23 protein-coding genes are annotated in these 24,546 nt (G+C 58.8%); 12 read left to right on the top strand and 11 right to left on the bottom strand.

Features of this window, described 5'->3' with window-relative positions; translation table 11 throughout:
* Nucleotides 1-183: 183 nt before the first annotated feature.
* The 6 genes from Q4577_RS19715 to Q4577_RS19740 all read left to right on the top strand — a co-directional run bounded on the left by Q4577_RS19715 (nt 184) and on the right by Q4577_RS19740 (nt 6,429).
* Nucleotides 184-1,137: a LysR family transcriptional regulator gene (locus Q4577_RS19715; protein ID WP_303472153.1), complete on the top strand. Its 954-nt coding sequence runs from the start codon at nt 184-186 to the stop codon at nt 1,135-1,137.
* Nucleotides 1,134-2,078, top strand: coding sequence for an ABC transporter permease (locus tag Q4577_RS19720; RefSeq protein ID WP_244691235.1), 945 nt, complete (start codon nt 1,134-1,136; stop codon nt 2,076-2,078). The genes Q4577_RS19715 and Q4577_RS19720 overlap by 4 nt, the downstream gene beginning before the upstream one ends.
* Entirely contained in the window at nt 2,071-2,949 is an 879-nt protein-coding gene (locus Q4577_RS19725; RefSeq protein ID WP_244691234.1) for an ABC transporter permease, read from the top strand. Before Q4577_RS19720 ends, Q4577_RS19725 begins: the two co-directional genes overlap by 8 nt.
* Nucleotides 2,949-3,929 (top strand): ABC transporter ATP-binding protein, encoded by a 981-nt coding sequence (locus Q4577_RS19730; protein WP_244691233.1) that lies wholly within the window; start codon nt 2,949-2,951, stop codon nt 3,927-3,929. Before Q4577_RS19725 ends, Q4577_RS19730 begins: the two co-directional genes overlap by 1 nt.
* A 5-nt stretch (nt 3,930-3,934) precedes the next feature.
* On the top strand, nt 3,935-4,951 hold the full coding sequence (locus tag Q4577_RS19735; protein WP_303472157.1) for an ABC transporter ATP-binding protein: 1,017 nt from the start codon (nt 3,935-3,937) through the stop codon (nt 4,949-4,951).
* Nucleotides 4,952-5,049: 98 nt separating this feature from the next.
* On the top strand, nt 5,050-6,429 hold the full coding sequence (locus Q4577_RS19740) for a sulfatase-like hydrolase/transferase (protein ID WP_303472159.1): 1,380 nt from the start codon (nt 5,050-5,052) through the stop codon (nt 6,427-6,429).
* A 41-nt stretch (nt 6,430-6,470) separates the two neighbouring features.
* On the opposite strand, the gene Q4577_RS19745 is transcribed toward Q4577_RS19740, so the two are convergent.
* The 5 genes from Q4577_RS19745 to Q4577_RS19765 form a co-directional block, all read right to left on the bottom strand.
* Nucleotides 6,471-7,601 (bottom strand): Gfo/Idh/MocA family protein, encoded by a 1,131-nt coding sequence (locus tag Q4577_RS19745; RefSeq protein WP_303472161.1) that lies wholly within the window; start codon nt 7,599-7,601, stop codon nt 6,471-6,473.
* Between the two features lie 118 nt (nt 7,602-7,719).
* Nucleotides 7,720-8,793, bottom strand: a complete 1,074-nt coding sequence (locus Q4577_RS19750) for an ABC transporter ATP-binding protein (RefSeq protein ID WP_303472163.1) — start codon at nt 8,791-8,793, stop codon at nt 7,720-7,722.
* Between the two features lie 54 nt (nt 8,794-8,847).
* Nucleotides 8,848-9,915: a hydroxyacid dehydrogenase gene (locus tag Q4577_RS19755; protein WP_303472165.1), complete on the bottom strand. Its 1,068-nt coding sequence runs from the start codon at nt 9,913-9,915 to the stop codon at nt 8,848-8,850.
* A gap of 38 nt (nt 9,916-9,953) precedes the next feature.
* Nucleotides 9,954-10,691 carry an SDR family oxidoreductase gene (locus Q4577_RS19760; protein ID WP_303472167.1) on the bottom strand — a complete coding sequence of 246 codons (738 nt, stop codon included), beginning with the start codon at nt 10,689-10,691 and terminating at the stop codon, nt 9,954-9,956.
* Complete coding sequence (locus Q4577_RS19765; RefSeq protein WP_303472169.1) at nt 10,688-11,761, bottom strand: LacI family DNA-binding transcriptional regulator; 1,074 nt, start codon at nt 11,759-11,761, stop codon at nt 10,688-10,690. The genes Q4577_RS19760 and Q4577_RS19765 overlap by 4 nt, the downstream gene beginning before the upstream one ends.
* A gap of 428 nt (nt 11,762-12,189) precedes the next feature.
* On the opposite strand from Q4577_RS19765, the gene Q4577_RS19770 reads away from it, so the two are divergent.
* The 6 genes from Q4577_RS19770 (at nt 12,190) to Q4577_RS19795 (ending at nt 18,568) form a co-directional block, all read left to right on the top strand.
* Nucleotides 12,190-13,485: an ABC transporter substrate-binding protein gene (locus Q4577_RS19770; RefSeq protein WP_303472171.1), complete on the top strand. Its 1,296-nt coding sequence runs from the start codon at nt 12,190-12,192 to the stop codon at nt 13,483-13,485.
* A 115-nt stretch (nt 13,486-13,600) separates the two neighbouring features.
* Nucleotides 13,601-14,506: a carbohydrate ABC transporter permease gene (locus tag Q4577_RS19775; protein ID WP_244691224.1), complete on the top strand. Its 906-nt coding sequence runs from the start codon at nt 13,601-13,603 to the stop codon at nt 14,504-14,506.
* A 5-nt stretch (nt 14,507-14,511) separates the two neighbouring features.
* The gene (locus tag Q4577_RS19780) at nt 14,512-15,399 is read left to right on the top strand and encodes a carbohydrate ABC transporter permease (protein WP_244691223.1); all 888 of its coding nucleotides are present in this window, start codon (nt 14,512-14,514) and stop codon (nt 15,397-15,399) included.
* Between the two features lie 45 nt (nt 15,400-15,444).
* Nucleotides 15,445-16,269 (top strand): sugar phosphate isomerase/epimerase, encoded by an 825-nt coding sequence (locus Q4577_RS19785; RefSeq protein WP_303472175.1) that lies wholly within the window; start codon nt 15,445-15,447, stop codon nt 16,267-16,269.
* Nucleotides 16,270-16,305: 36 nt separating this feature from the next.
* Nucleotides 16,306-17,541: a D-mannonate dehydratase ManD gene (gene manD, locus Q4577_RS19790; protein ID WP_303472177.1), complete on the top strand. Its 1,236-nt coding sequence runs from the start codon at nt 16,306-16,308 to the stop codon at nt 17,539-17,541.
* 46 nt (nt 17,542-17,587) lie between these two features.
* Nucleotides 17,588-18,568, top strand: a complete 981-nt coding sequence (locus Q4577_RS19795) for an aldo/keto reductase (RefSeq protein WP_303472179.1) — start codon at nt 17,588-17,590, stop codon at nt 18,566-18,568.
* A gap of 105 nt (nt 18,569-18,673) precedes the next feature.
* Here the strand turns inward: Q4577_RS19795 and Q4577_RS19800 are convergent, their stop codons facing one another.
* The 6 genes from Q4577_RS19800 to Q4577_RS19825 form a co-directional block, all read right to left on the bottom strand.
* The gene (locus Q4577_RS19800; protein ID WP_244691219.1) at nt 18,674-19,750 is read right to left on the bottom strand and encodes an ABC transporter ATP-binding protein; all 1,077 of its coding nucleotides are present in this window, start codon (nt 19,748-19,750) and stop codon (nt 18,674-18,676) included.
* 14 nt (nt 19,751-19,764) lie between these two features.
* Entirely contained in the window at nt 19,765-20,520 is a 756-nt protein-coding gene (locus Q4577_RS19805) for an SDR family NAD(P)-dependent oxidoreductase (RefSeq protein WP_303472181.1), read from the bottom strand.
* Nucleotides 20,517-21,398: a carbohydrate ABC transporter permease gene (locus Q4577_RS19810; RefSeq protein ID WP_303472183.1), complete on the bottom strand. Its 882-nt coding sequence runs from the start codon at nt 21,396-21,398 to the stop codon at nt 20,517-20,519. The genes Q4577_RS19805 and Q4577_RS19810 overlap by 4 nt, the downstream gene beginning before the upstream one ends.
* Nucleotides 21,395-22,264, bottom strand: a complete 870-nt coding sequence (locus Q4577_RS19815) for a carbohydrate ABC transporter permease (RefSeq protein ID WP_244691216.1) — start codon at nt 22,262-22,264, stop codon at nt 21,395-21,397. The genes Q4577_RS19810 and Q4577_RS19815 overlap by 4 nt, the downstream gene beginning before the upstream one ends.
* A gap of 82 nt (nt 22,265-22,346) precedes the next feature.
* Nucleotides 22,347-23,579 carry an ABC transporter substrate-binding protein gene (locus tag Q4577_RS19820; RefSeq protein ID WP_303472186.1) on the bottom strand — a complete coding sequence of 411 codons (1,233 nt, stop codon included), beginning with the start codon at nt 23,577-23,579 and terminating at the stop codon, nt 22,347-22,349.
* 91 nt (nt 23,580-23,670) lie between these two features.
* Nucleotides 23,671-24,483 (bottom strand): hypothetical protein, encoded by an 813-nt coding sequence (locus Q4577_RS19825; protein WP_303472188.1) that lies wholly within the window; start codon nt 24,481-24,483, stop codon nt 23,671-23,673.
* Nucleotides 24,484-24,546: the final 63 nt, after the last annotated feature.

Consider the following 24,546-nt stretch of genomic DNA (forward strand, 5'->3'; position numbering starts at 1 on the left):
TTTCCTCCCAAGGTCCTGCGGTTTTTCTACCTCAAACCAACACTTTGTTTGCCCATCGCGCAACGACAAGGTCGAGACCATGACATTCCATATTGGAATGATGAGTTTGCGAAATAGCCATTGATCGGAATGTAGCGCCTGCCTAGGATTGGTGTGCAGATCAGGCAGGGAGGGCCTTTGTTCATGGAAACGCGACACGCCAGGATGGTGCGCGAAATTGCCGAAACCGGCCGTATTTCGCTGGCCTCCGAACGGATCGGAATCGGCCAGCCGGCCCTCAGCAAGATTGTGCAACGGATCGAAGACGAATTTGGCGTCGCCCTGTTTGATCGCGGTCCGCAAGGCACGTCGCTGACGCCTTTTGGGCGGCTTTTCCTGGAATTCGCCCAGGTCATCGAACGCGAAACCAATGATCTACTGGCCACCGCGCTGTCGATGCGCAAAGGCGAAAGCGGCCATTTCCGTATCGGCGCCGGCCAGACCTGGATTCACGATCTGATGCCACGGATTCTGCACACCGTTCACGCGGCGCGCCCCAACCTGTCATTCAGTGTCGTCACCGGCAGCGTGCCGGAGCTTGTCGATCAGCTTGTCGCCGGACAGGTCGATCTGGCCTTTGTGTCGATGACCATCCCGCTGAGCGAGGATCTGGTCGCAGAAGAATTGATCCGCGACCGTTTGCGCATCGTGGCGCGCCGGGATCACCCGCTGTCGATGCAGGACAGCCGCCCCACCATCGAACAGATGCTTGAATACAGCTGGATCATCGGCGAGGCGATCAACACCGACCTGCCCTATGCCTGGCTGATCAAGACCGCCGCGCAACTGGGCCTGCCAAGACCCAACATCGCATTGGAAACACATCAGAAATATCTGATGGTCGAAATGGTCAAAAATTCAAATCTGCTGGCCTTCGAGCCAGGGGATTCGCCCGCCGTGCGCAACGGGGAAATCGTCGTTCTGTCTGAGCAAACTCTTGGGAAGCCGCGCGGAACCGGCATGATCTGGCGCAAGGAACGGGCAATCGCACCCGGGTTGCAATTCCTGATGGACACCGTCCGCACAATTGCATCCGAGAACAATCCAATGGGCCCGCAGTCCGCATCACAGGCTGCCAGGGCCGAGGAAAGCCAATGATAAGATACATCATCAAACGAATATTAAGTGCCATACCGGTGCTGCTTGTTGTCAGCGTGATCGCATTCCTGATCATCATGCTGGTGCCCGGCGATGGCGCTTCGGTTATCGCCGGACAGGACGCCTCTGTTGAAGAGGTGGAATTTGTCCGCGAACAACTGGGGCTGAACGCGCCCTGGCCGATCCGGCTGGGCGAATGGGTCACCGGGCTTGCGCATGGGGATCTGGGCTATTCCTATATCCTCAAACGCCCAGTGTCCGAGGCGATCATCGAACGGCTTCCCGTCACGCTGTCGCTGGCGTTTCTGTCGATCGTTTTTGCCTCTTTCTTTGGCATCCTGATCGGCACGCTGGCCGCAGTTTTTCACCGGACCTGGGTGGATGGGCTGGTGATGTCCATTTCTCTGATTGGGGTGTCGGTCCCGAATTTCTGGTTCGGGCTGATCGCCATTCTGGTGTTCTCGGTCGGTCTGGGCTGGTTCCCGCCCGGTGGCTATGTCCCGCTGTCAGACTCCTTTTTCGGATGGCTGCACGCCATGACCCTGCCCGCCATCACGCTTGGCACCGCCACGATGGGCCTGATCTCGCGGTTTACGCGGTCGGTGATGCTGGAACAGCTGGGCCAGGATTATGTCCGCACCGCCCACGCCAAAGGCATGTATCGCAGCGAAGTGATCGGCAAGCACGCGCTGAAAAACGCGATGATTCCGATCCTTACGGTGATTGGCATCACGTTTTCGCTAACCATGGCGGGCGCCATCGTGATCGAGGCAATCTTTTCGCTGAACGGGTTGGGGCGGCTGATGCTGCACGCGATCACGCGGCGTGATTACCCCGTGCTTCAGGGCGGGCTTGTCGTCATCGCATTCTCGTTCGTTTTTATCAATTTGCTGGTGGATATTCTGTATTCCTGGCTGGACCCAAGGGTGCGCTATGACTGATCTGACCACATCCCGCCCCGCAATCACGGCTGCACGGACCTCGTGGCTTCGCAAACTGGCCTCGGCCAACAAAATCCTGATCATTGGCGGCTCAGTTCTGACCTTCATTGTGCTGGCGGCACTGATCGGCCCGTTCATCATGCCATATGGCGCCGAGGATACGTCCCTTATGGACCGGTTCAAGGCGCCCAGCCTGACCCATTTGGCGGGCACGGACAGTTTCGGCCGGGACGTCATGACGCGGGTGCTTGAAGGGGCGCATGTGTCGCTGTTGATCGGTTTGTTCGTGGTCATCATCACAATGGTCCTGGGCATCATCATCGGCGCGATCGCGGGCTTCTTTCCGAAACTGGACAATATCTTCATGCGGGTGATGGATGCCGGAGAGGCCTTTCCGACCCTGTTGCTGGCCATTGCGCTGGCCGCGGTCCTGGGACCGGGGGTTGTGAACGTGGTGTTGGCGCTGGGGATCGCATATGCCCCCCGGACGGCACGGATCGTGCGGGCCTCTGTTCTGACATTGGCGCAGCAGCAATTTGTCGAAGCGGCCCGCGCCAGTGGGGCCAGCAATCTCAGGATCATTCTGTACCACCTGATCCCCAATGCGCTCGCGCCGGTGATTGTGCAGATGACATTTGTCTTTGCCGATGCCGTTCTGGCCGAAGCTGCTCTCAGCTTTATCGGGGTCGGGCCGCCGCCGCCCTCGCCAACCTGGGGCAACATCATCGCGGATGGGCGCACCTATCTGTATTCCGCACCCTGGATCACCCTGTTTCCCGGCATCGCCATCTTCCTGACTGTCATGTCATTGAACCTGGTCGGTGATGGGTTGCGTGACCAACTTGATCCGCGATTGAAGGGCCTGAGCTGATGTCGAAACCACTTCTGGAAGTCCGTGACCTGACGATCTCGATCGGATCAACGGCCGCAAAAATTGATATCGTGGATGGGGTCAGCTTTTCCGTCCAACCAAACGAACCCTTTGGGATCGTGGGTGAATCCGGCAGCGGCAAAAGCATGATCGCCCTTGCGATCATGGGCCTGCTGCCCAAGGCGTTGAAAATCACAAGCGGCACGATCCTGTTTGACGGCAAAGAGATCCAATCGCTGTCACAGCGCGACATGCAACGCCTGCGCGGCAAAGAGCTGGCGATGGTGTTTCAGGAACCTTCAACCGCGTTGAACCCTGTTTTCACCACCGGCGCCCAATTGGTCGAGGTGCTGCGCCGTCACGAGGGCCTGTCGCCAAAGGCCGCCCGCGCACGGGTGATCGAATTGTTCGGCCAGGTTGGCATCCCCTCGCCTGCGGACCGGTTTGATGATTATCCCCATCAGATGTCGGGCGGGATGCGCCAACGGGTGATGATTGCCATGGCGCTGTGCTGTAATCCGCGCCTTATCATCGCGGACGAGCCGACAACGGCATTGGATGCGACAATCCAGTTGCAGATCATGCGGCTTTTGGCCCGCCTGCAAAAGGAAACCGGCGTCGCGGTGATGTTCATCAGCCACGATCTTGCGCTGGTGTCGAATTTCGTGCGCCGGGTTCAGGTGATGTATGCCGGGCGGCTGGCGGAATGCGGCACAGCCGAGGCCGTGTTTTCGACCCCGGCCCATCCCTATACCGAGGGCTTGATGCGCTGCGCCTATGGGCTCGAAGATCGAATGGAACGACTGCCCACGATCGAAGGCCAGGTGCCGACACCGAACCGCTTTCCAAAAGGCTGTCGTTTTTCAACCCGCTGCGCCCATGTGCAAGAGGTGTGCCGGCATGTGCCGCCGCCGCGCTATGCGCTGGCGGCGGGGCACGAATCTGCCTGCTACCGCCATATCGATTTCAAGACGGAATGACGCAAATGACAGATCAGACCCCCATCACCGCAGAGCCGATGTTTCGCATTCGCAGTCTTTCGAAGCATTTTGCAAACAAACCTTTGCTGCCTTTCACCCCGCCAACCCGTGTGGTCCGGGCGGTCGACAAACTGGCGTTTGACATCCACCGGGGCGAAACCCTTGGTCTGGTGGGCGAAAGCGGCTGTGGCAAGACCACGACCAGCCGCCTGCTTATCCGTCTGCTGGATGCGACCTCGGGCGATGTGACATTCGACGGCAAACCGCTGCTGGAACTCAAAGGCCAGGAGCTGCGGGCGTTTCGCCGTCAGGTGCAGATTGTGTTTCAGGATCCATTTGGGTCGCTTAACCCACGCATGACAGCCGAGCAGGTGATTGCGGAACCTTTGATCACGTCAACCGAGATGACCGCAACAGAGCGGCGGGCGCGGGTGGCAGAGCTGCTTGATCTTGTCGGGTTGGCGCCCGAACATGCAAGCCGCTATCCGCATCAGTTTTCGGGCGGCCAACGACAGCGGATCGGCATCGCCCGTGCCCTAGCGCTCAACCCGAAATTCCTGGTTTGTGACGAGCCGGTTTCGGCGCTGGATCTGTCGATTCAGGCTCAGATCGTGAATCTTCTGAAAGACATTCAACGGGATCTTGGGCTGACTGTGCTGTTCGTGGCCCATGACCTTCAGGTTGTTCGCCATATCTCTGACCGGGTTGGGGTGATGTATCTTGGGCGCATGGTGGAACTGGCCGATAGCGACACGATCTTTGATCACTCGCGCCATCCCTATACCCGCACCTTGTTGTCGTCTGCGCCGCGCTTGCGGCATGAGGGCGGGATCACACCAGACACCAGCGACGCCGAGCAGGCCGAAATCCCAAGCCCGCTGAACCCGCCGACGGGGTGTCATTTTCACCCGCGCTGTGCGCTGGCCACCGACCGCTGCCGCAGCGAAATTCCGGAATGGCGCAATCTGAAGGGTGATCATATGGTGTTGTGCCACCATGCAGAGCAGCTAGAAGATCAATGAACTGACCGCATGACGGATGTCGAATAAAGATCGCCGGGCCCGCGCCCGGCATCGTAATTGCCACATGTCCGCGGCATTCAAACAGGAGCTTTCCCGAAATGACACGTCGGCCGAATTTCATTTTCCTGATCGCTGACGACCATCGCGCCCGCTCGCTTGGGGCGAGTGGTTGTGATGCGGTCACGACGCCAAACCTTGATGCGCTTGCGGCACGCGGGACTTTTTATCGAAATGCCCATTGTCAGGGCGGGTTCGATCGTGCGGTCTGTATGCCATCCCGCGCCACCTTGATGACGGGCCGGGATGTCTTTGCCCTGCGACGGGCGCAAGAGGCGCGCAAAGCATCCTCATCAGAGACACCGCCACAGTTTCTGGAAATTCCGTCCGACATGCCGACCTTCCCCGAATTGCTGCGCGCCGAAGGATATCGCACCCATGGCGTTGGCAAATGGCACAACGACCGCGATTCTTTCGGGCGGTCGTTCAGTTCGGGGTCGGCGATCTTCTTTGGCGGCATGTGCGACCACGACAAAGTGCCGGTAACGCCATTTGATCCCCAGGGCATCTTTCCGTCGGACACCACGTCCGACATGCCCGGATTCTCGACCGATCTGTTCAGCGAAGCTGCCAAGGATTTCCTGCGCACACAGGACGGAGAGGAGCCGTTTCTGCTCTATACGGCCTTTACCGCGCCGCATGATCCGCGCACGCCGCCGCCCGCCTTTATGCCAAACCCGGATGATATCGCCCTGCCCGCCGATTATCTGCCGCTGCACCCTTTCGACAATGGCGAAGCCGCGCTGCGCGACGAATTGCTTGAGGATTACCCCCGCAGCCCGGAAGCGGTGCGCCGCCATCTGGCGGAATATTATGGCATGATTGCCCATCTTGATGCTGCCATTGGTGACATCCTGGCCACCGCCGAGGCACAGGGATTGCTGGAAAACACGGTGGTTGTCTACACCTCGGACCATGGGTTGGGGATTGGCAGTCACGGGTTGATGGGCAAGCAGAACCTCTACGAACACAGCCTTGGCATCCCCCTGATCCTGGCCGGTCCGGGCATAGAGGCCGGACAGCAGTCAGACGCATTGGTCTGGCACGGCGACACGCGGGCAACGGTGCTGGATCTTGCGGGTATCACCCCGCCGCAGGATCATGGCAACCTGTCGCTGGCGGCGCATGCCCCCACGCCCCAGCGCGACACATTTGGCGCGATCTACAGGATGTCCCAGCGTATGATCCGCGACGCCCGGTACAAATATGTGCGCTACTATCCCGCATCCGCCAACCCGGCACCTGATCCTATCGAATGCACGCCGGGATCCGCCACCGAGCAGCTTTTCGACCTGAATACGGACCCGTTTGAACAGGTCAACCTGGCCTTTGCACCAGCCCAGCAGGACCGTCGCCACGCGATGGCCGGGGCGTTGCAGCAATGGCAGGCGGCCCATGGCGATGCGCTTGCAGACAGCTGATCGCCAATTGGTCTGGCCGCCAGATGGCGCCGCAACAGGGATCAGCGCAAATCGGTGACAGGCGTCCAATTGTCATTTCTGCGGATCAATTCGATGATCTGCTGATATTGGCTGCCCTCCTGAAAGGTGGGATAGGGTTCCACCGTTTCGCCGGAAATATCGCGCACGAATTCCCGCGCCAGATAATGCCAGCATTGCTCGGTCTCGCCCGCCACATCCGGCACGGCGTCGGCAATCGGCTTTGGCAGGGGCAATTCCTGCCAGCTTTTGTCCGCGCCATAATGCGACAGCTGGCCGCTGCCGTAGTGGCCCTTGATATAGATCGCGCCTTTTGTGCCATAAATCACGATGTGATCTTCGTGGAACCGTGGCACCAGCCCGCCGTGTTTGAACAGAACCGACACCGGCTTTTCGGCAAACGGGCTCTCTAGCTGGGCCAGCACGGTATAGGACCATTCCACATCGCTTTCGCCCCATTTCAGGTCGGGATCGTTCAAATCCTTGGGGATGAAATCGCGCCGGGTGGCAAAGTTGTGCACACCTTCGACAATCGGCGCGCGGCCAAGGTCGTCGCGCACTTCGCCGATGATCGACAGGATCTTTTCGCCAACAACAGAACAGGCAATCGACAGCGTATGGGTGAAATTGTTGTTCAGCCGCCCGCCGCCATCCTTTTTGCGATGCGACCAGCCAAAGGGAATGTTCCGTTCCAGATTGAAATGCGACATGCACTCGATCTCTGTGGGTTCGCCAATCGCGCCTTCGGCCACCAATTGCTTGGCATGCAACACGCTGGGCGCATAGCGAAAGCTGGCGGCATAGGCGGTTTTCACGCCTTTTGCCTGTGCCAATGCGTTCAGCTCGATTGCCGTGTCCGCGCTATCGGTCATCGGTTTGTCGCAAAACACATGACAGCCTGCGGCAATGGCCTGTTTGATCGGTTCATAATGGGCGCCGCCCGGCGTGGCGATGGACACAATGTCGGGTTTACAGGTCGCAAGCGCCTCTTGCCAATCAACCCCGGCATAGGGAATGCCCATCTTTTCCGCCACTTCAGTGACAACATGGGGTGTCCGGCCAACGATGCCGACAACCTCGGCCCCGGCCCCGCGAAAGGCGTCAGCATGGCCCTGACCGGCAAATCCGGTTCCTGAAATCAGAACTTTGAGCATGGCTCACTCTCCTATGTGTTTGGCGCACGGGACGCCGTGGGCGCGCTGTCGCGCCGCGATGTTGGGGGCCGCCCCTCCGCTATGGACAGGTAAAAAGGGGGGGCGAAAAGGGGCAGCGTCAGACGCGATGACCGGTTTCCTTGTCAAAGAAATGCACCTTGGCCGGGTCAATGGACACCGTCAAAGGCTGGCCAACCGCCAGATCGACCCCACCATCCAGCACCGCAGTGGCCGAAGCCCCGGCCAGATCAAAGGTGATATGGGTCTGTGCCCCCGTCGGTTCGACCAGCGAGGTCGCGCCGGTCAGTTGCACGCCGGTGGCATCGGTCGTGAAATGCTCTGGTCGCATGCCAACGATCACCTTTTCATGCTCGGCCATCTTCGGATGATCGCTTTGCACCGGGATGGATTGACCGCAGGCAAACATCGCCGCCGGACCGGTGTCTGTTTTGACAATCGTGGCCTCGATCAGGTTCATCGACGGCGTGCCGATGAACGCCGCCACAAAGAGATTGTCGGGCTTGTTATAAAGGTCGATGGGCCGCCCGGCCTGTTCAATATTGCCGCCATTCAGGATGACCACCCGATCCGCCAGTGTCATGGCCTCGATTTGATCGTGGGTCACATAGATCGAGGTGGTCTTGACCCGCTGGTGCAGGGTCTTGATTTCAGACCGCATCTGGACGCGTAATTTGGCATCAAGGTTCGACAGCGGCTCATCAAACAGGAACGCCGCCGGATCGCGCACAATGGCGCGCCCCATGGCAACCCGCTGGCGCTGCCCCCCCGAAAGCTGCCCGGGTTTGCGGTCCAGCAACTTATCAAGCTCCAGCAGTTTGGCGACGCCCTCGACCTTTTCGTCGATTTCGCTACGGCTCATCCCCGACAGTTTCAGGTTGAACCCCATGTTTTTCGCCACGGTCATATGCGGGTAAAGCGCATAGTTCTGGAACACCATCGCGATGTTGCGTTCGCGCGGGTTGAGGTGATTGACCACATTGCCGTCAATCCGAATTTCACCGCCAGAAGCAGGCTCAAGCCCGGAAATGATCCGCAGAAGCGTGGACTTGCCACAGCCGGACGGGCCGACAAGCGCGACGAATTCACCATCTTCGATCTCTAGATCAATGCTGTGGATCACATCCACCGCACCAAAGCTCTTTTTAAGCCCGGAGATTTCTACTGAAGCCATGACATTCCCCTATTCCCTATGTCTGATTTCGCAACTGTCAGGTCATTGCCCACCTCACGCGAGGACGGCCGCCTTTTCGCGAAGAATTTCTTGTTTAAGTGGCGCACCAGCAAAGAACCGGCGGACATCCTCCACCGCCGCAAGCCCCTGCATGATATAGCTGTCGTGGGTGTGACCGGCGCAATGGGGCGACAGATAGACATTGGCCCGCCCGCGCAATGCGTCCCCCTCGGGCAGCGGTTCGGTGTCAAACGTATCCACCGCCGCAAAGATCCGGCCCTGATCCAGCGCCCCGACCAAGGCCCCCGGCGCGATCAGCCCGGCCCGCGCGGAATTGACCAACAACCCGCCGGGGCGGAACGCATCCAGATGCGCGCGTGTGATCATGCCCTCGGTCGCCGGAAGATTGGCGGCATGCAAGCTGACCACGGAGCAGCGTTCGAACATCTCTTCAAGGCTGACCAGCACAACCCCAAGCTTGTCGGCCTCTTCCGCGCTGATAAAGGGATCGTAAACACAGATGGTACATCCAAAGGGCCGCAAGAGGTTCAGCACCAGCCGCCCGACATAGCCAAGCCCGACAATCCCGACATCCTGCGCCGCCAGCAGCTGACCCAGATAAGCGTCGCGCATCGCCTGCCATTCCATTCCGGTGCGCAGCCCGGCATCAAACTCTCGGTGTCGCCGCAAATGGGCCAGAATTTGTGTCACGGTGAATTCGGCCACCGCCTGGGCAATCACCGGGGCGGCGTGACTGACGCGAATATCGCCGGCCTCCAGCGCGCTTTGCACGCCCAGCCGTTTGACCGACCCCGCCGCATGGGACACAAAAGCAACGCTGCCCTGCGGGGCCAATGCCGCTTGCGGGATTTCCGGGCTTCTCCAGCCGGTGATCACCGCCGTCACACCGGTCAGCGCATCGGCCAGCTTGCCGCCCACATCGCCCGACGCCAAAACGTCATCGCTGATGATCACCGGCCGGGCAAAATCCAAAAGCGCCTTTTCGACAATTTCAGGAAAGATCTTGGCGCGCATATGCGCGGGGATAAGAACGCCAACCTTCGGGCCTGGATTGCCGGTTGCACCTTCGTCCGACGCCGGGCTTTTGGGACTGTTGGACATATGTTCCATCTTGCTTTGGCCTGTTTTCTGCATCGCGATCAGCGGATCGCCGGTTGAATCATCAATTCCGAAACATGCGCCCGCTTCGGCAATGTCATCACGAACATGCAGGCCTCGGCGATATCTTCGGGTTGCAGCGCCTTGGCGCGCATTTCGTCGGTCGGCGGTGTGGGCCGCTTTTCAAGCAGCGGCGTTTCGGTCATGCCCGGCAGGATCACGGTGGCGCGCAGGCCGTTGTGCCATTCTTCCTCCATGATCGCATGGGTCATCGCCATCACACCGGCCTTGGTCGCCTGATAGGCCGCACCCGATGGATCGGGCTTGCGCGCCGCTGTCGAGGACACATTGATCAACAGCCCGCCCCCCCGTTGGCGAAACAGCGGGACAATCACCTTGGCCAGGTTGAAGGCGGCATTGAGGTTGATGTCGATCATCGACGCCCAACTCTCGGCCGAAAGGTCAAAAAACGCCCGGTTGACGATGTTGACGCCAATCGAATTGACCAATGTATCCACGCGGGCAAGGTCCGCCTCGACTGTGGCCAGCGCACGGGCAAGATCGTCCGGGTCCGCGGCATCGGCCAAAAGGCCAATCGCCCGCGGCGCCCCCAGATCCGTGGCTTCGGCGACGACGGCCTCCAGCCGGGTCTTGTCCCGGCCCAACAGCAGCACCTCTGCCCCGGCGGCAGCGGCGGACCGGGCCGTGGCCCGCCCCATGCCGCTTGTTGCGCCGGCGATAAGGATCTTGCGGCCTGACAGGCTCTTTTCTGTGGTCATTTTTCTGTCCCTGAATTGATGCTGTCAGAATTCTTTCGCGCAGCGGTGGAGCTGCGGACGATCAATTCCGGCCGCAGAATGACATGTGGTTCCTCTGGGCCGTCTTCGTCTTCCAGCGTTTCGATAAGCCGCGCGACCATCAATTCCGCCATCTGTTCAACCGGTTGGCGCACTGTCGTCAGCGGTGGCTCCATCACCTTTGCCATGATGATGTCGTCGAAACCGACCACCGACAGGTCATCGGGCACACGATAGCCCAGCTCCCGGGCGCCGGAACATGCGCCGATGGCATACATGTCGTTCACGGCGAAAATGGCGGTTGGCGGATCGTCCCGTGTCAGCAATTCACGTGCCGCAGTCCGGCCAAGTTCGGCCGCCTGACTGTCACCAAACCCCGCCGCCTGCGGACCAAGCCAGATCAGATCCTCATCAATAGAAAGCCCAACCTTGGACAGCTCGCGCTGCACACCCTCAAGTCGCGCGATCCTGCTCGACGTGCCGATCGGCCCCGAGATAAAGGCAATCTTCTTGTGCCCCAGACCAATCAGATGCCGGGTGGCCAGTCGCGCGCCAAGATCCTGATCCACACTGACAGAGCAGGACACAATCCCCTCTGCCCCGCGTGATGCGCGATCAAATGCGCCGATATGCATGCCTTTTTCGGAATGCTCGCGCAGATGGTCAAAGGAAACCGGCGAAGATCCCAAAATCGTTCCACGGATCAAAGACCCCTGAAGCGAGGTCATGTAATTCGCCTCCAGCTCCGGATCGCGTTCCGCGTTACAGATCAGAACCTGATACCCCCGTTTCAGGGCGGCTTTTTCGATCAGCTGGGACACGTTGCCCCAAAACGGATTGGCCACCGAGGGCACCACAAGACCAAGCGTCTTGATGTGCCCCGATTTCAGCTGACGGGCGACGACGCTGGGGGTGTAATTGAGTTCGGCAATCGCCTCCTGCACCCGGCGCAGGGTACGGGCCCCCATTTTGGCATGTCGGCCATTGATGACGTTCGACACGGTACTGACGGACACCCCCGCCTTTTTCGCCACATCCTTGATACCTGCCATCGTCTCTACCCTACATGGCCCACAGGTGCGCCAGCCACAGAACGGACGGCTGGAATCGCATTGGGGTCTGGTTAGTAATACGTTACACACACTACCCACTTCCCAGCGAAGTATTCCAGAGAAATTTTTCATTTCTGCGAATTTTTTGGGCCGACCTCCCGAAGATTCGCCGCGAATCCTCCCGACACCACCGGCCATATTTCTTGACGGACCCCACCAATATTGAACAATTACAACGCATTACAATCATACCCCCACCCAGGGTGACCCAAAATTCGCGCCGCCCTTGCTCGCAAAAAGCGCGGCTCGGAATTTTGTGTCGACATTAGTGTATCGTTTTACTATCGTCACGGTGCAAAGGGTCACGAATCGCGATCCGTTGCATCGGCGATCCGCAGTCAGGTCGCGCACTTCAGGGAGGAAAAACCATGACGCATTCACGCAGAGCATTTCTAAAACAGGGCTCCGCCGCATTTGGCGGATTTGCATTGACGGTTGTCGCGGGGGGGGCTTTGGCGCAGGGGAAAACCACCGTTCGTTTCAGTGGCTTCGTTGAATCGGAGGAGCAACTTGCCACAACACTCAAAGTTCTTAAGGCCTATATGGCGAAGAACCCGGATGTCGAAATTGTACCGGAATTTTCCAGCTACCGTGCCTTTACCGACAAGCTTGCAACCGAGGCCGCGGGCGGCAACGCCCCAGATATGTTCAGCGTCAACGTCGATCTTTTGGCCGAATACGCGGCCCGCGGCGTTCTGACCCCGTTGACAGACTGGATTCCCGATCCGCTTGACGTGTCTGAGTATCAGGCCGGTAGCGTATTTTCCTGCACCTATGCGGGCGAAATGTACGCCATGCCCAACGATGCGATCGCCACTGCGATCTTCTTTAACCCGGCCAAATTCGAAGAGGTTGGCGTGGCCGTTCCCGATAAATTCTATACTTGGGAAAAGCTGCATGAAACGGCTGTGGCGCTTGGCAAAGAGCATGGACGCGGCTTTTGGGGCATCGAAGACGGCGGCGGCAACAACCTTGCTTGCGACATCTTCTTGCGGGCGGCCGGTGCCGCGCTGTTTACCCCAGAACATACCATCGGCTTCACCGGCGAAGACATGGCGAAATGGTTCCAATATTGGGAAGACATGCGCCAAGCAGGCGGCGCACCGCCCGCAGACGTTCAGGCCCAGGCCGGCGACAATTCCGCATCGCTCGGGATTGTTCGGGGCCGTTCGGCGATGCTGGTGCAAACCACCGACAGCTTTATCGGCATCGGCGCGTTGATGGATGGACCGCTTGATCTGATGATGCTGCCCAACGGGTATGAGGGCGGCGAGATGAAGCAGCATCTTTACGATTATGCTGGCAATTCCACCGGGATTTGGAAAAACGCAGTCAACAAAGAGCTGTGCGTCGACATCATCCGCTTCATGCATTTCGATCCCGAAGGTGTCGAACTGTATTATACCGGCAGTGGCATGATCCCGGCCTCGACCGCAGGGCTTGAGAAATTCGGCTCTTCCGGCACGCCGGAAGAAAAGAAGCTGGTCGCCTACCTCAAGATGCTGCGCGAAGATCCGGCGCCGTCACGACGTCCGGGTGTGGGCGGGCTTGGCGGGATCTTCCGTCGCCATAACGAGGCCGTGGCCTTTGGTGACATGACCGCGCTTGAGGCTGGCAATTCGCTGACTGCGGAAATCGACGGCAAGCTCAAGGCGCTCAAGTAACGGCGGCTGCGGAATGGCGCGGGACAGGGTTTGCCCCGTCCCGCATGTCCCGTCCTGCGTGTCCTGTCCCGCATGTGCGGTTGGCATTTGTTGGCTTCAATAAAGGTAAGGCCCCATGAGCAAGACCAAAAACCTTTCGAAAAAGCAAAACGGCATCGCGTTTCTGTTCCTGTCGCCGTGGTTGCTTGGCTTTGTTGTTCTGACGATGGGACCGATGCTGGGCTCCCTGTATCTGTCCTTCACCGATTACGATCTGTTCAGTGCGCCGAATTGGGCGGGATTGGACAATTACGCCAAGCTGTTGAACGATGATCCGCGATATGTCGCGTCGCTGAAGGTGACGTTGTCCTATGTGGTGTTCTCGGTGCCGCTGAAGCTGGGATTTGCCTTGTTCATCGCGCTGATCCTCAATCGCGGTTTGCGGGGGTTGGGGATTTATCGCTCTGTTTTCTACCTTCCGTCGCTTCTGGGCGGCAGCGTGGCGGTCGCGCTGATGTGGCGTCAGATCTTTTCCTATGACGGGATCATCAATCAATTCCTCTGGACCTATTTCGGCTATGACGCTCCCAGCTGGATCACCAACCCCGACTATGCGCTTGGCACGCTGGTGCTGCTGGCGGCATGGCAATTCGGGGCGCCGATGGTGATCTTTCTCGCCGGTCTGAAACAGATCCCTCAGGACATGTATGACGCCGCCGCCATTGATGGCGCCCGCCCGGTACAACAGTTTTTCTATGTCACTGTGCCGCTGTTGACGCCGATCATATTCTTCAACTTCGTGATGCAGACCATCGGCGCGTTTCAGGCCTTTACGCCGTCTTACATCATTTCGGATGGCACCGGCGGCCCGGCAGATTCGACGCTGTTTTACACGCTTTATCTCTATGAACAGGCGTTCACGAACTTTGAGATGGGCTATGCCTCGGCCATTGCCTGGGTTCTGGTCGCCATCATCGGCCTGGCAACAACGTTTTCCTTCCTCAGCGCCAAATACTGGGTGCACTACGGGGACGAGGGGTAAGACATATGACTTTGACAGACACCCAACCCGCCACCGCCGACGTGAACCAGACCACCGCCCGATCCAAGGCGCGGTCCAAGCTGATGATGCATGGTTTCCTGATCTTCTTTGCGCTGATCATGCTCTATCCGCTGGTCTGGCTTGCGGTCAGTTCGCTGAAACCGTCAAACATCATCTTTTCCGACACCAGCATCATCCCCCGGCATTTCGTCTGGCAGAACTATGCCAACGGCTGGGCCGGGGTGGCCGCACCGTTCAAGGTGTTTTTCACCAACAGTTTTGTCATCGCCACCATCGCGGTGATCGGCAATGTGTTGTCCTGTTCTTTCGTCGCCTATGCCTTTGCCCGGCTTGATTTCCGTTTCAAGGCACCGCTGTTTGCGCTGATGATGATGACCATCATGTTGCCGGTGCATGCGACGCTGATCCCGCAATACATCCTGTTCAACTATCTGGGTTGGGTGAACACGATCCTACCGATCGTGACGCCGAAATTCCTCGCGGTTGAGGCCTTCTTTGTCTTTCTGATGATCCAGTTCATTCGCGGCATTCCGCGTGAATTGGACGAGGCAGCGGCGATTGACGGCGCGGGGCCGATCCGCATCTATTTCGCGATCATCCTGCCGCTTCTGACCCCGGCCTTGGTCACAACGGCGGTGTTCACCTTCCTGTGGACGTATGAGGATTTTCTGACGCCGCTGATCTATCTGACCTCGATCGAGAATTACACCGTGCCGCAGGGCCTGCGTCTACTGCAAGCGTCGCGCGGGGCAAGCACCTGGGGCGCGATGCTGGCGATGTCCCTCTTGTCGCTGGTGCCGATGTTCATCGTCTTCTTCATCTTTCAGCGCAAGCTGATCGACGGGATCGCAACCACCGGGTTGAAGGGCTAGGGCCCTTCCCCTTTTCTACAGATCAACAAAAGGACGTGTGACCCGATGGGACAACCGTTGATTACCATATTCACCAAACCCTGGACCGACCCGCTGCCAGAGATGGCCGCGAAACTTGCCGGGCTGGGCTTTGACGGCGTCGAACTGGCGGTGCGCCCCGGCTATCAGGTCACGCCGGACAATGTCGTGGCCGATCTGCCAAGGGCGGTTGCGCTGCTGGCCGATCATGGGCTGAAAACCCCCAGCATCGCCGGCGATTTCAATGACACCATGATCGAGGCCTGTGGCGCCGCCGGGGTGGGCATCATCCGCATATGTGCGCCGATTGATCTGGCCCTGGGGTATCGCGCGTCGGTCGACGCCTATCGCCGCAGCTTTGATGCGGTGCTGCCCGCGCTGGAACGCAACAATGTCGCCATCGGCGTGCAAAACCACTATGGCACCAACATCGGCAGCGCGCTGGGGCTGGCGCATCTGCTGGCGGAATACGATCCCAAGCAGGTCTGCGGTGTGCTTGACATGGGCCATTGCGCGGTCGACGGTGAACCGGTGAAAATGGCTGTCGACATCGCCCGCCCGCATATGAATGGGCTGGTGAATTTCAAAAGCGCCTGCCACCTGCGCGCCAATGGGCCCGAACTTGAAGCCAGATACGAGGTCCATTGGACCACCCATGACCACGGCGGGTACAACTGGCGCGAACTGGTCAGTGAATTGCATCGCACCGGGGTCGAGGGCACATTCTGCATGCCCGCCGAATACAGCAAACAGGCCGGGGTTCACGGCCAAAGGATGGGGGATGATGTCATTCCTTTCGTGAAAAAGGATATCGCGCATCTGAAAGCATTGATCGCAGAGATCTATGCCTGACAGATTGCCCCCCGCCCCCCAAACAAAGGAAGACCGATGAGCACGGCAAAAGATCTTACAATCACGGACGTCCGGGTCATCGTCAGCTGCCCGGGCCGAAATTTCGTGACCCTGAAAATCGTCACCGAATGTGGCCTCTACGGGCTTGGCGATGCCACTGTGAATGGCCGCGAAATGGCGGTGGCGACCTATCTTCAGGAACATGTGGCGCCCTGTCTGATTGGCCGTAACGCCCATGATATCGAGGATATCTGGCAATATCTCTATAAAGGTGTCTACTGGCGCAAGGGCCCGATCAACATGGCCTGTGTTGCCGCCGTTGATGTCGCGCTTTGGGATATCAAGGGCAAGGCTGCCGGCCTGCCGGTCTATCAACTTTTGGGAGGCAAAAGCCGCAAGGCCGTGACCACCTATGCCCATGCGACCGGCGAAACCATCGACGGCACGCTCGACCGGGCGGCGGCGCTGATTGAACAGGGCTTTACCGCCGTGCGTCTGCAAACCGCCGTGCCGGGGCTGGAAGGCACCTATGGTGTATTGGGCGACAAGAAAGATTATTTCGAACAGCAAAGCAGCCGCCCGCTGCCGCCGGAACAACCCTGGTCGACCCGCAAATACATGAATTCGATCGAGGCGCTGTTTCGCGATGCGCGGGCGCGTTTCGGGGACGAGGTCGCGCTGCTGCATGATGTGCACAGCCGCCTGACCCCAATCGAAGCGGCCCGGCTGGGCAAGATGCTGGAACCCTATGATCTGCTGTTCCTCGAAGATGCGGTGCCCGCCGAAAATCAGGACAGCTATCGGGTGCTGCGCGATCACACCACAACCCCGCTGGCCATCGGCGAGATCTATAATACGATCTGGGATTGCAAGGATATGATCCAGAACCAATGGATTGATTACATCCGCACCGCAACCACCCATGCCGGGGGCATCACCGGGCTGCGGCGGATCGCGGATTTCGCGGCGCTGTTTCATGTCCGCATTGCGCCGCATGGCGCGCCGGATCTGTCGCCGATCTGTTTCGCGGCGCAATCGCACCTTGACCTCTGGGCGCCCAACTTTGGTATTCAGGAATTCGTGGGTTTTGGCACCGATGCCTCGGACGAGGTATTCTCGTATGATCTCACATTGGAAAACGGCATGATACATGTGGGCGACAGCCCCGGACTTGGCGTTGACTTCGACGAAGACGCCGCCGCGAAATATCCCTACAAACGTTCCTATCTGCCGGTCAGCCGGCTTGAGGATGGCACCCTGTGGAGCTGGTAGCCCAGCCGCGCCAAGCCACTGAAATCAAACTATAAGGTAACTGAGAATGAACACAACTTTTGGCAAAACCGATCTGGTGACAAGCAAGGTCGTCTATGGCTGCATGGGCGGCGCCGGGGCGTTTGGCGCACAAGAGGAAAAAGATTCCATCGAGGCGCTGCAAGAGGCGCATAATGTGGGCATCAACTTTTTCGACACCGCCGAAGCCTATGGCGCCGGCTATTCCGAACAGCTTTTGCACAAGGCTTTGGGCGACAAACGCGCAGAGCTGGTGATTTCGTCGAAGGTTGCCAAGGAAAATCTGGCCCCCGATGACATTATCACCGCCTGTGACCGCAGTTTGAAAAACCTCGGCACGGATTACATTGATCTTTACATGCTGCATTGGCCCAATCGCGATGTGCCACTGGCCGACAGCATTGGCGCGCTGAAGAAGTTGAAAGAAGACGGCAAAATCCGTTGGTACGGCGTGTCGAACTTTGGTGACAAGGATATCGACGAGGCGCTTTCGCTGGGCGAAGTGTCGGTCAACCAGCTGCCCTATCACCTGTTTTATCGCTCTATCGAATTTGACGTGCAGCCCAAATGCGAGGCCGCCGGCGTGCCAATCATGTGCTATTCGTCGCTGATGCAGGGGCTTCTGGCGGGCAAATACAAATCGCTTCAGGATTTCCCGGTCGACCGCGCCCGCACCCGCATGTTCAATCATCGCAAATGGGCCGAGGTGACGCACAAGGAAGACGGTGCAGAAGAAGCCGGTCAGGAGCTGCTGGATGCCTTGTGGCGCCTTGTTGGCGAAACCGGTCTGTCGATGGAAGAACTGGCCATTGGCTGGCTGAAATCCCGCGCGGCTGTTGGCGGTGTCATTGTCGGCACACGCAATGGCGCCCAAAGCCAGGGTTTGAAAAAACTGCTGGATGTCGATCTCAGCGCCGATGTTCTGAACGCTCTGACCGAGGCGTCAGACCGGCTCAAAACCGATCTGGGCGGCAATATCGACATGTGGGGCAAAGGCAGAACCCGCTAAGGCACCCACACTTGGCGTCATTGAAATAGAAAGCTGCGGCGAAAACGTGAAATTGTTTTCGCCGCAGCAATTGTCAGGATGCGGGCCCGGTGGCCCGCCGTTTGATCAGCGCAACCGCTGGCCGTTTTTCGGGTCAAAAACCAAGGCGGCCTTTGGATCAATGCCGGTGGTCACCGTGCCAACGCCCTGTTGGCCGCGCATTTCCACCACAATCGGCAAATCCACGCCCGCCACTTTGGTATAGGCATAAGACACGCCGCCAAGATTTTCGACGACCTCTGGTTCCAACTGAATCCGCACCGGCGCGTCATCCGCGAAATGTTCCGGGCGCAAACCCACAACCACATCGCTGCCGGACAAGGGCGGCACATCGAACTGGATGGGCAGGGTCACGTTTTCAAACGCCGGGATCACCACATTGGCGACCCCCGCATCGACCGACTGAACCTTGCCGGGCAGGAAATTCATCCGCGGCGAGCCGATGAAACCCGCGACAAACATATTATCCGGATCGCCATAAAGATCCATCGGACGGCCATGCTGTTCAATCCGGCCATCGCGCAGCACAACGATCTTGTCGGCCATGGTCATCGCTTCGACCTGGTCATGGGTGACATAGATCATCGTCGCCCCCAGCGCCTTGTGCAGATTGGCAATCTCCAACCGCATTTGCACCCGCAATTCGGCGTCCAGATTGGACAGCGGTTCATCGAACAGGAACACCTCGGGTTCGCGCACAATCGCGCGGCCGATGGCAACCCGCTGACGCTGCCCCCCCGACAGGGCCTTGGGCTTGCGGTCCATGTAATCCTGAAGTTTCAGGATTTCGCTGGCCTTGCTCACCCGATCGTCGATTTCGGCCTTGGGGGTCTTGGCGATTTTCAACCCGAACCCCATGTTTTCGCGCACCGTCATATGCGGATAAAGCGCATAGGTCTGGAACACCATCGCCACGCCCCGCGCCGCAGGGTCGGCATGGGTCACGTCATTGTCCCCAATCAACATGCGGCCTTCGGTGGTTTCCTCCAGCCCGGCAATCATCCGCAGAAGCGTCGATTTCCCACAGCCCGACGGGCCAACAAAGACACAGAATTCACCCGGTTCAATTTCCAGATCGACATTATGGACGACCTGCGTCGCGCCATAGCGTTTCACCACATCCCGAAGCAGTACCTGAGACATATTCATTCTCCCTTTCAGAGATCCAGCACGCCCAGAAGGGCCGACATTCCTTGATCCGCAATCACCTCGGCCCCGGTCATGGACCGCGACAGATCGGACAACAGGAACACCGCCAGATTGCCGATATCCTCGACTGTGTTCACATCCCCCGTGGCATGCCAGCTTTTGAACTTGGCTGATATTTCGGGATCTTCTTCGGCGCCCAGCACAATTTCGGTCCGGGTCAAACCAGGGCAGAGCGCATTGACGCGGATGCCGTGGCTGCCCAGGCTCCAGGCCATTGCGCGGGTCATGGCGCTGATCGCGCCCTTTGATCCGGCATAGGCTTCGTGGCCGGGATTGGTACAACGGGCATGGTTCGAGCCGATATTGACCAGCGTCCCGCCATTGCCATCCGCCGCCATGATCCGCCCGGCGGTCTGACAACCCGCAAGGACAGAGCGGTGGTTGATCGTCCACATCGCCTCCATCTGGTCGCGGGTCATTTCCAGAAACGGCACCCGGATCGTCAACCCGGCGTTATTGACCAGACCGTCCAGCCGCCCGGCCCGGTCGCGCACATTCTGGATTGCGGCCTCGAACGCATCAAGATCGGTGACATCGGCCTGAATATATGTTCCGCCCTCGGCCTCGACCCGCGCCTTTGCATCCGGCGTGATGTCGAACCCGGTGACATCCGCCCCCGCCGCGACGGCCTGGCGCAGAATGCCAAGCCCGATACCGGCGCCGGCCCCGGTGACAATGATGGTCTTGCCTTGCAACGTGCTCATTTCACGGCCCCCGCGGTTGCACCCGACACGATCTGACGCTGGAAGACAGCAAACAGGATCAGCAAGGGAAGCGACCCCAGAACAGCGGCCGGGAACAGCATTGTCGGATCAATGCCCGTGGCCCCCACGAAACGGTAAACGGCGATCATCACGGTAAACTTGTCCTTGTCGGTCAAAAGCAGCAGGGGATAGGTGAAATCGTTCCACACCATCAGCATCACAAACAGCGACAATGTGGCGGTCACCGGCGCAAGCATCGGCCGGATCACATGCCAGAACACCTGCCAGTTGGTGCAATTGTCCAGCCGCGCGGCTTCTTCCAGCTCCATCGGGATGGCGGCAATGAACCCGGTGTAGAAGAACACCGCCAACGGCAGTTTCAGCGCAGCAAAGGCCAGCACAATGCCAAGATAGCTGTCCAGCAGACCAAGATCGCGGAAGATCACATAGATCGGGGTAATGGTGACGAAATTCGGTGTCGCCAGACCCAGCGCCATGATCATCACAATCACCCGGCTGGCCCGGTTGGGAATGCGCGCCAACGGATAGGCGGCCATGGCCCCCACCAACACCACGACAATGATCACCGAAATCGTGATCCCCAGCGAATTCGCCACCGACCGGACATAGCCCATGGACGCCAGCGCATTCATGTAATTGCCCAAATACAGGCTGTTGGGCAGCCCCAGAGGATCCTGGGCAATCTCGGTGCCGGTCTTGAACGACATCATCAGCATGTAAAACAGCGGCAGCAGCATCAGCGCCACAAGGAAGAGGATCACACCATGCACCAGCACGGATTTCACCTGCTTTTGCAAAAGATCCCTGGCGGCCTTGCGGTCGCGCGGCAACGGGGTGGCTGTGTCGCTCAGGCTCATGTCACATTCTCCCGGTCGCGCAGGACCTTATTCTGAACAAAGGCCACGGCCAGAACGACAATCAACATGATGATCGAAAGCGCGCTGGCGAAGCCGAATTTGTATTGGCCAAACAGGTTGTCGATGATCTCGATACTCAGGGTGCGGGTCGCGCCGTCCGGCCCGCCCTTGGTCAGGATATAAGGCAGCTCAAACGTCTTGAGCGTGCCGATCGTCGTCAGGATGATGCTGACGGTAAAGCTTGGCCCCAATAGCGGCAGTTCGAGATAACGAAAACGCTGCCAGGATGACGCGCCCTCAAGGCGGCCGGCCTCGTTGATTTCTTCGGGAATGCCGGCGAACCCGGCCAGAAAGATCGCACAGGTGAACCCGCTGAACATCCAGATCTGGGTCGCGGCCACAGCATAAAGCGCGATGGCCGGATCACCCAGCCAGTTCTGTTCCAATGCCCCCAACCCGATTTGGCGCAAAGCCACATTCAAGCCGCCATTGAGCGGCGAATAGATGAATTGCCAGATATAGCCGACCACAACAAAGGACATCATCGCCGGGGTATAAAGCGCGGCCCGGGCGAAGTTGCGGATCAACGGCAACCGGTGCAGCATGGCCGCAAAGAACAGGCCCGTCACAGTCAGCGCCGTGACCACGATCACCGTAAACCAAAGCGTGATCTTGATTTCATCCAGATAGCGACTGCGGCTGAAAATCCGGTCGTAATTCTTCCAGCCAACCGTCTCGGCCACGCCAATCCCGGAATAATTGGTAAAGCTCATCTGCAAGGTCAGCCCAATGGGATAGACAAAGAAGACAGCAATCACCAGCAGCGCCGGGATCGTGAACAGATAGAGGGACTTACGAGATCGCATGGCGTTCTCCGATAGATATGAGGGGGTCAATGGCCCACCCAAGCGCGGGAGGATACGCCAGGTGGGCCACTCGTGAGAGCTGTCAGAGAGAGTCTTCGACAGCCTCGTCCCAACGTTCCAACGTCTTGGAGTTGGGTGCATCAAGGTTCAAAAGGAACCCGGTCAGGCTTTCTTCCCAAGTGAATTGCAACTGCTTGGGAAATTCCAGCGTCGAGAACGGCCAGAGGATCATGCTGTCGGCGTCCCGCGCAGCGCCATACAACGCGGCAAGTTCGGGCAATCCGTCGGTGCCACCGGTGAAGGGGTTGTATGCGCCCTCTTCGGCCAGAAAGACGGAAATCACATCGTCACGGGCAAAGAAATCAACCCATTTGCGCGCAGCTTCCTTGTTCTTGGCATCGCGCGGGATCGACCAGCCGGGACCAACCAGATCAAGCGCCAATCCCACTTCGGCGAACCGCGACGGCATCGGTGCAAACGCAAAATTCAGCCCCTCGATCTTGGAAAAGCTGCCGATGTTCCAGGCGCCTTGCGGCAACATGGCGACACGACCGGCCTTGAATTCCTCAAGCGCGGTTGACCAGGGATCAAGCCCGGCCTGAAGTTTGGGGTCGAAACAATCCGAATCCACCAGATCACGCACCGAATCCAGCGAGCCTTCGAACGCCGGGTCGCCTTCGAATGTCACAGCGCCGGACCCGTATTCGCCGGGCGCGGTTCCATTGGGATCAATCCCGTTGGCCCCAACCCAAAGCATGGCCGGGAAGGTGCCGGAAAAGATCATCGGGCTGATGTCGGCGGCGGCCAGCGCGGTGCAGGCGGCCTTGGTGTCTTCGACTGTCAGCGGCACGCTCTCGATCCCTACCTGCGCCAGCAGGTCGAGGTTGACGAAATTGCCCATCCCAATCACTTCAAGCGGCAGAACATACATTTCGTCGCCGCTGGTCATGATGTCGCGCAAGCCGGGGTTCAGCTTCGAATACCATTCACTGTCGGTGCCCAGATCGGCCAGGAATCCGACGTCGCCCCAAAGCTGGACCAGAGAGCTGTCGACCATGGAGACATCGGGCGGGTTCCCCCCCTGAAGACGGGGCGGCATCACCTTGTCGATGTCTTTGCGGGAGACAAAGGTCAGGTCGATCTTGATGTCGGGGTTTTCGGATTCAAATTTTTCGATCAGCTGCGGCAAGCCGGCCGGCTGGGCCTCGCTTCCCTTCCAGGAAATAACTTCCAGCGTGGTTTCCGCAGACCCCATCGCGGGCAATACGGCGGCGGCCAGCGCCAAACCAATGTGTGAGATATTGAGTTGCTTCATGAGATACGTCCTCCTGCAAACATAATATCAATTCTTTTCCTGTTCGTACACATTTTTTCGAAATAATGTACGATTATTGAAAAGACGTTATTTATCTGCCGGTTAACCTGATCTGGATCTGCCAATGTTTCGCCTGACCAGGCTGCAACACCATCGGATCACCGATATCGGTGCCATTTGGGACCTGATTGCGTGGCGCATTTGTCGGCTCGATTCCCAGTTGATACAACGGTCGATTCTTCGGCCAACCGCCATAGCTGAACCAGAAACCCACATGAGACGCAGAGCGGCTCTGCCATGAAAACTGAATGGTCCCGCCCGTTCCGGTCAACGCCACATCCGCCCGCCCGGTAACTGCGGCGAAATACTTGCCCGCCACGCCCGCCGAAGGATCCTGCACCGGACCGAGTTCGGCGGTCTGGCCATCGCCATCTTTCCAGGGCCCAATGCCCCGCGCCTCGATCCGCTCGCCCGGCTGACAGTCCAGCAGGCAATGCTGGCTCCAAAGCCAGGGCAGCGGGGCGTGATGACGGGACAAAAGCGTATAGCGGACAAAAACCCGATCACCGGCCAGTCGAATGGCCCGTCGGAATTGAAAGCGCGGATCATCATATGTGGCGACAATCCCGCAAGGGGCATATTGGCACCGCCACGGTCGACCCCACAGGAAACCGTGATCCCGGATGGCCCCGCCCCAGGCAGGGTGCTCTGCGCTTGCCACGGTGGGGAAACATTCATCCCAGCCGCTGGGCCGCCCGTCGATATAACTCTCGGTGGCGATCGGTCTGGGGTCTTCGGCGGGCACAATCCAATTGCGCCCGCTTCTCAGATCGGTCAGCTCAGTAATCCGCGCCCCGAACTCTGGGTCGATGCGCACCGCGATCTTATTTGTCGCGATTTTCACTGGTTAGTGCCATCCGACGCGTTCTGCGCGGGGGATGATGGTGTTTGCGCGGCTGTGGATCAT

Source organism: Marinovum sp. 2_MG-2023, from assembly GCF_030548265.1.
Lineage (GTDB): Bacteria > Pseudomonadota > Alphaproteobacteria > Rhodobacterales > Rhodobacteraceae > Marinovum.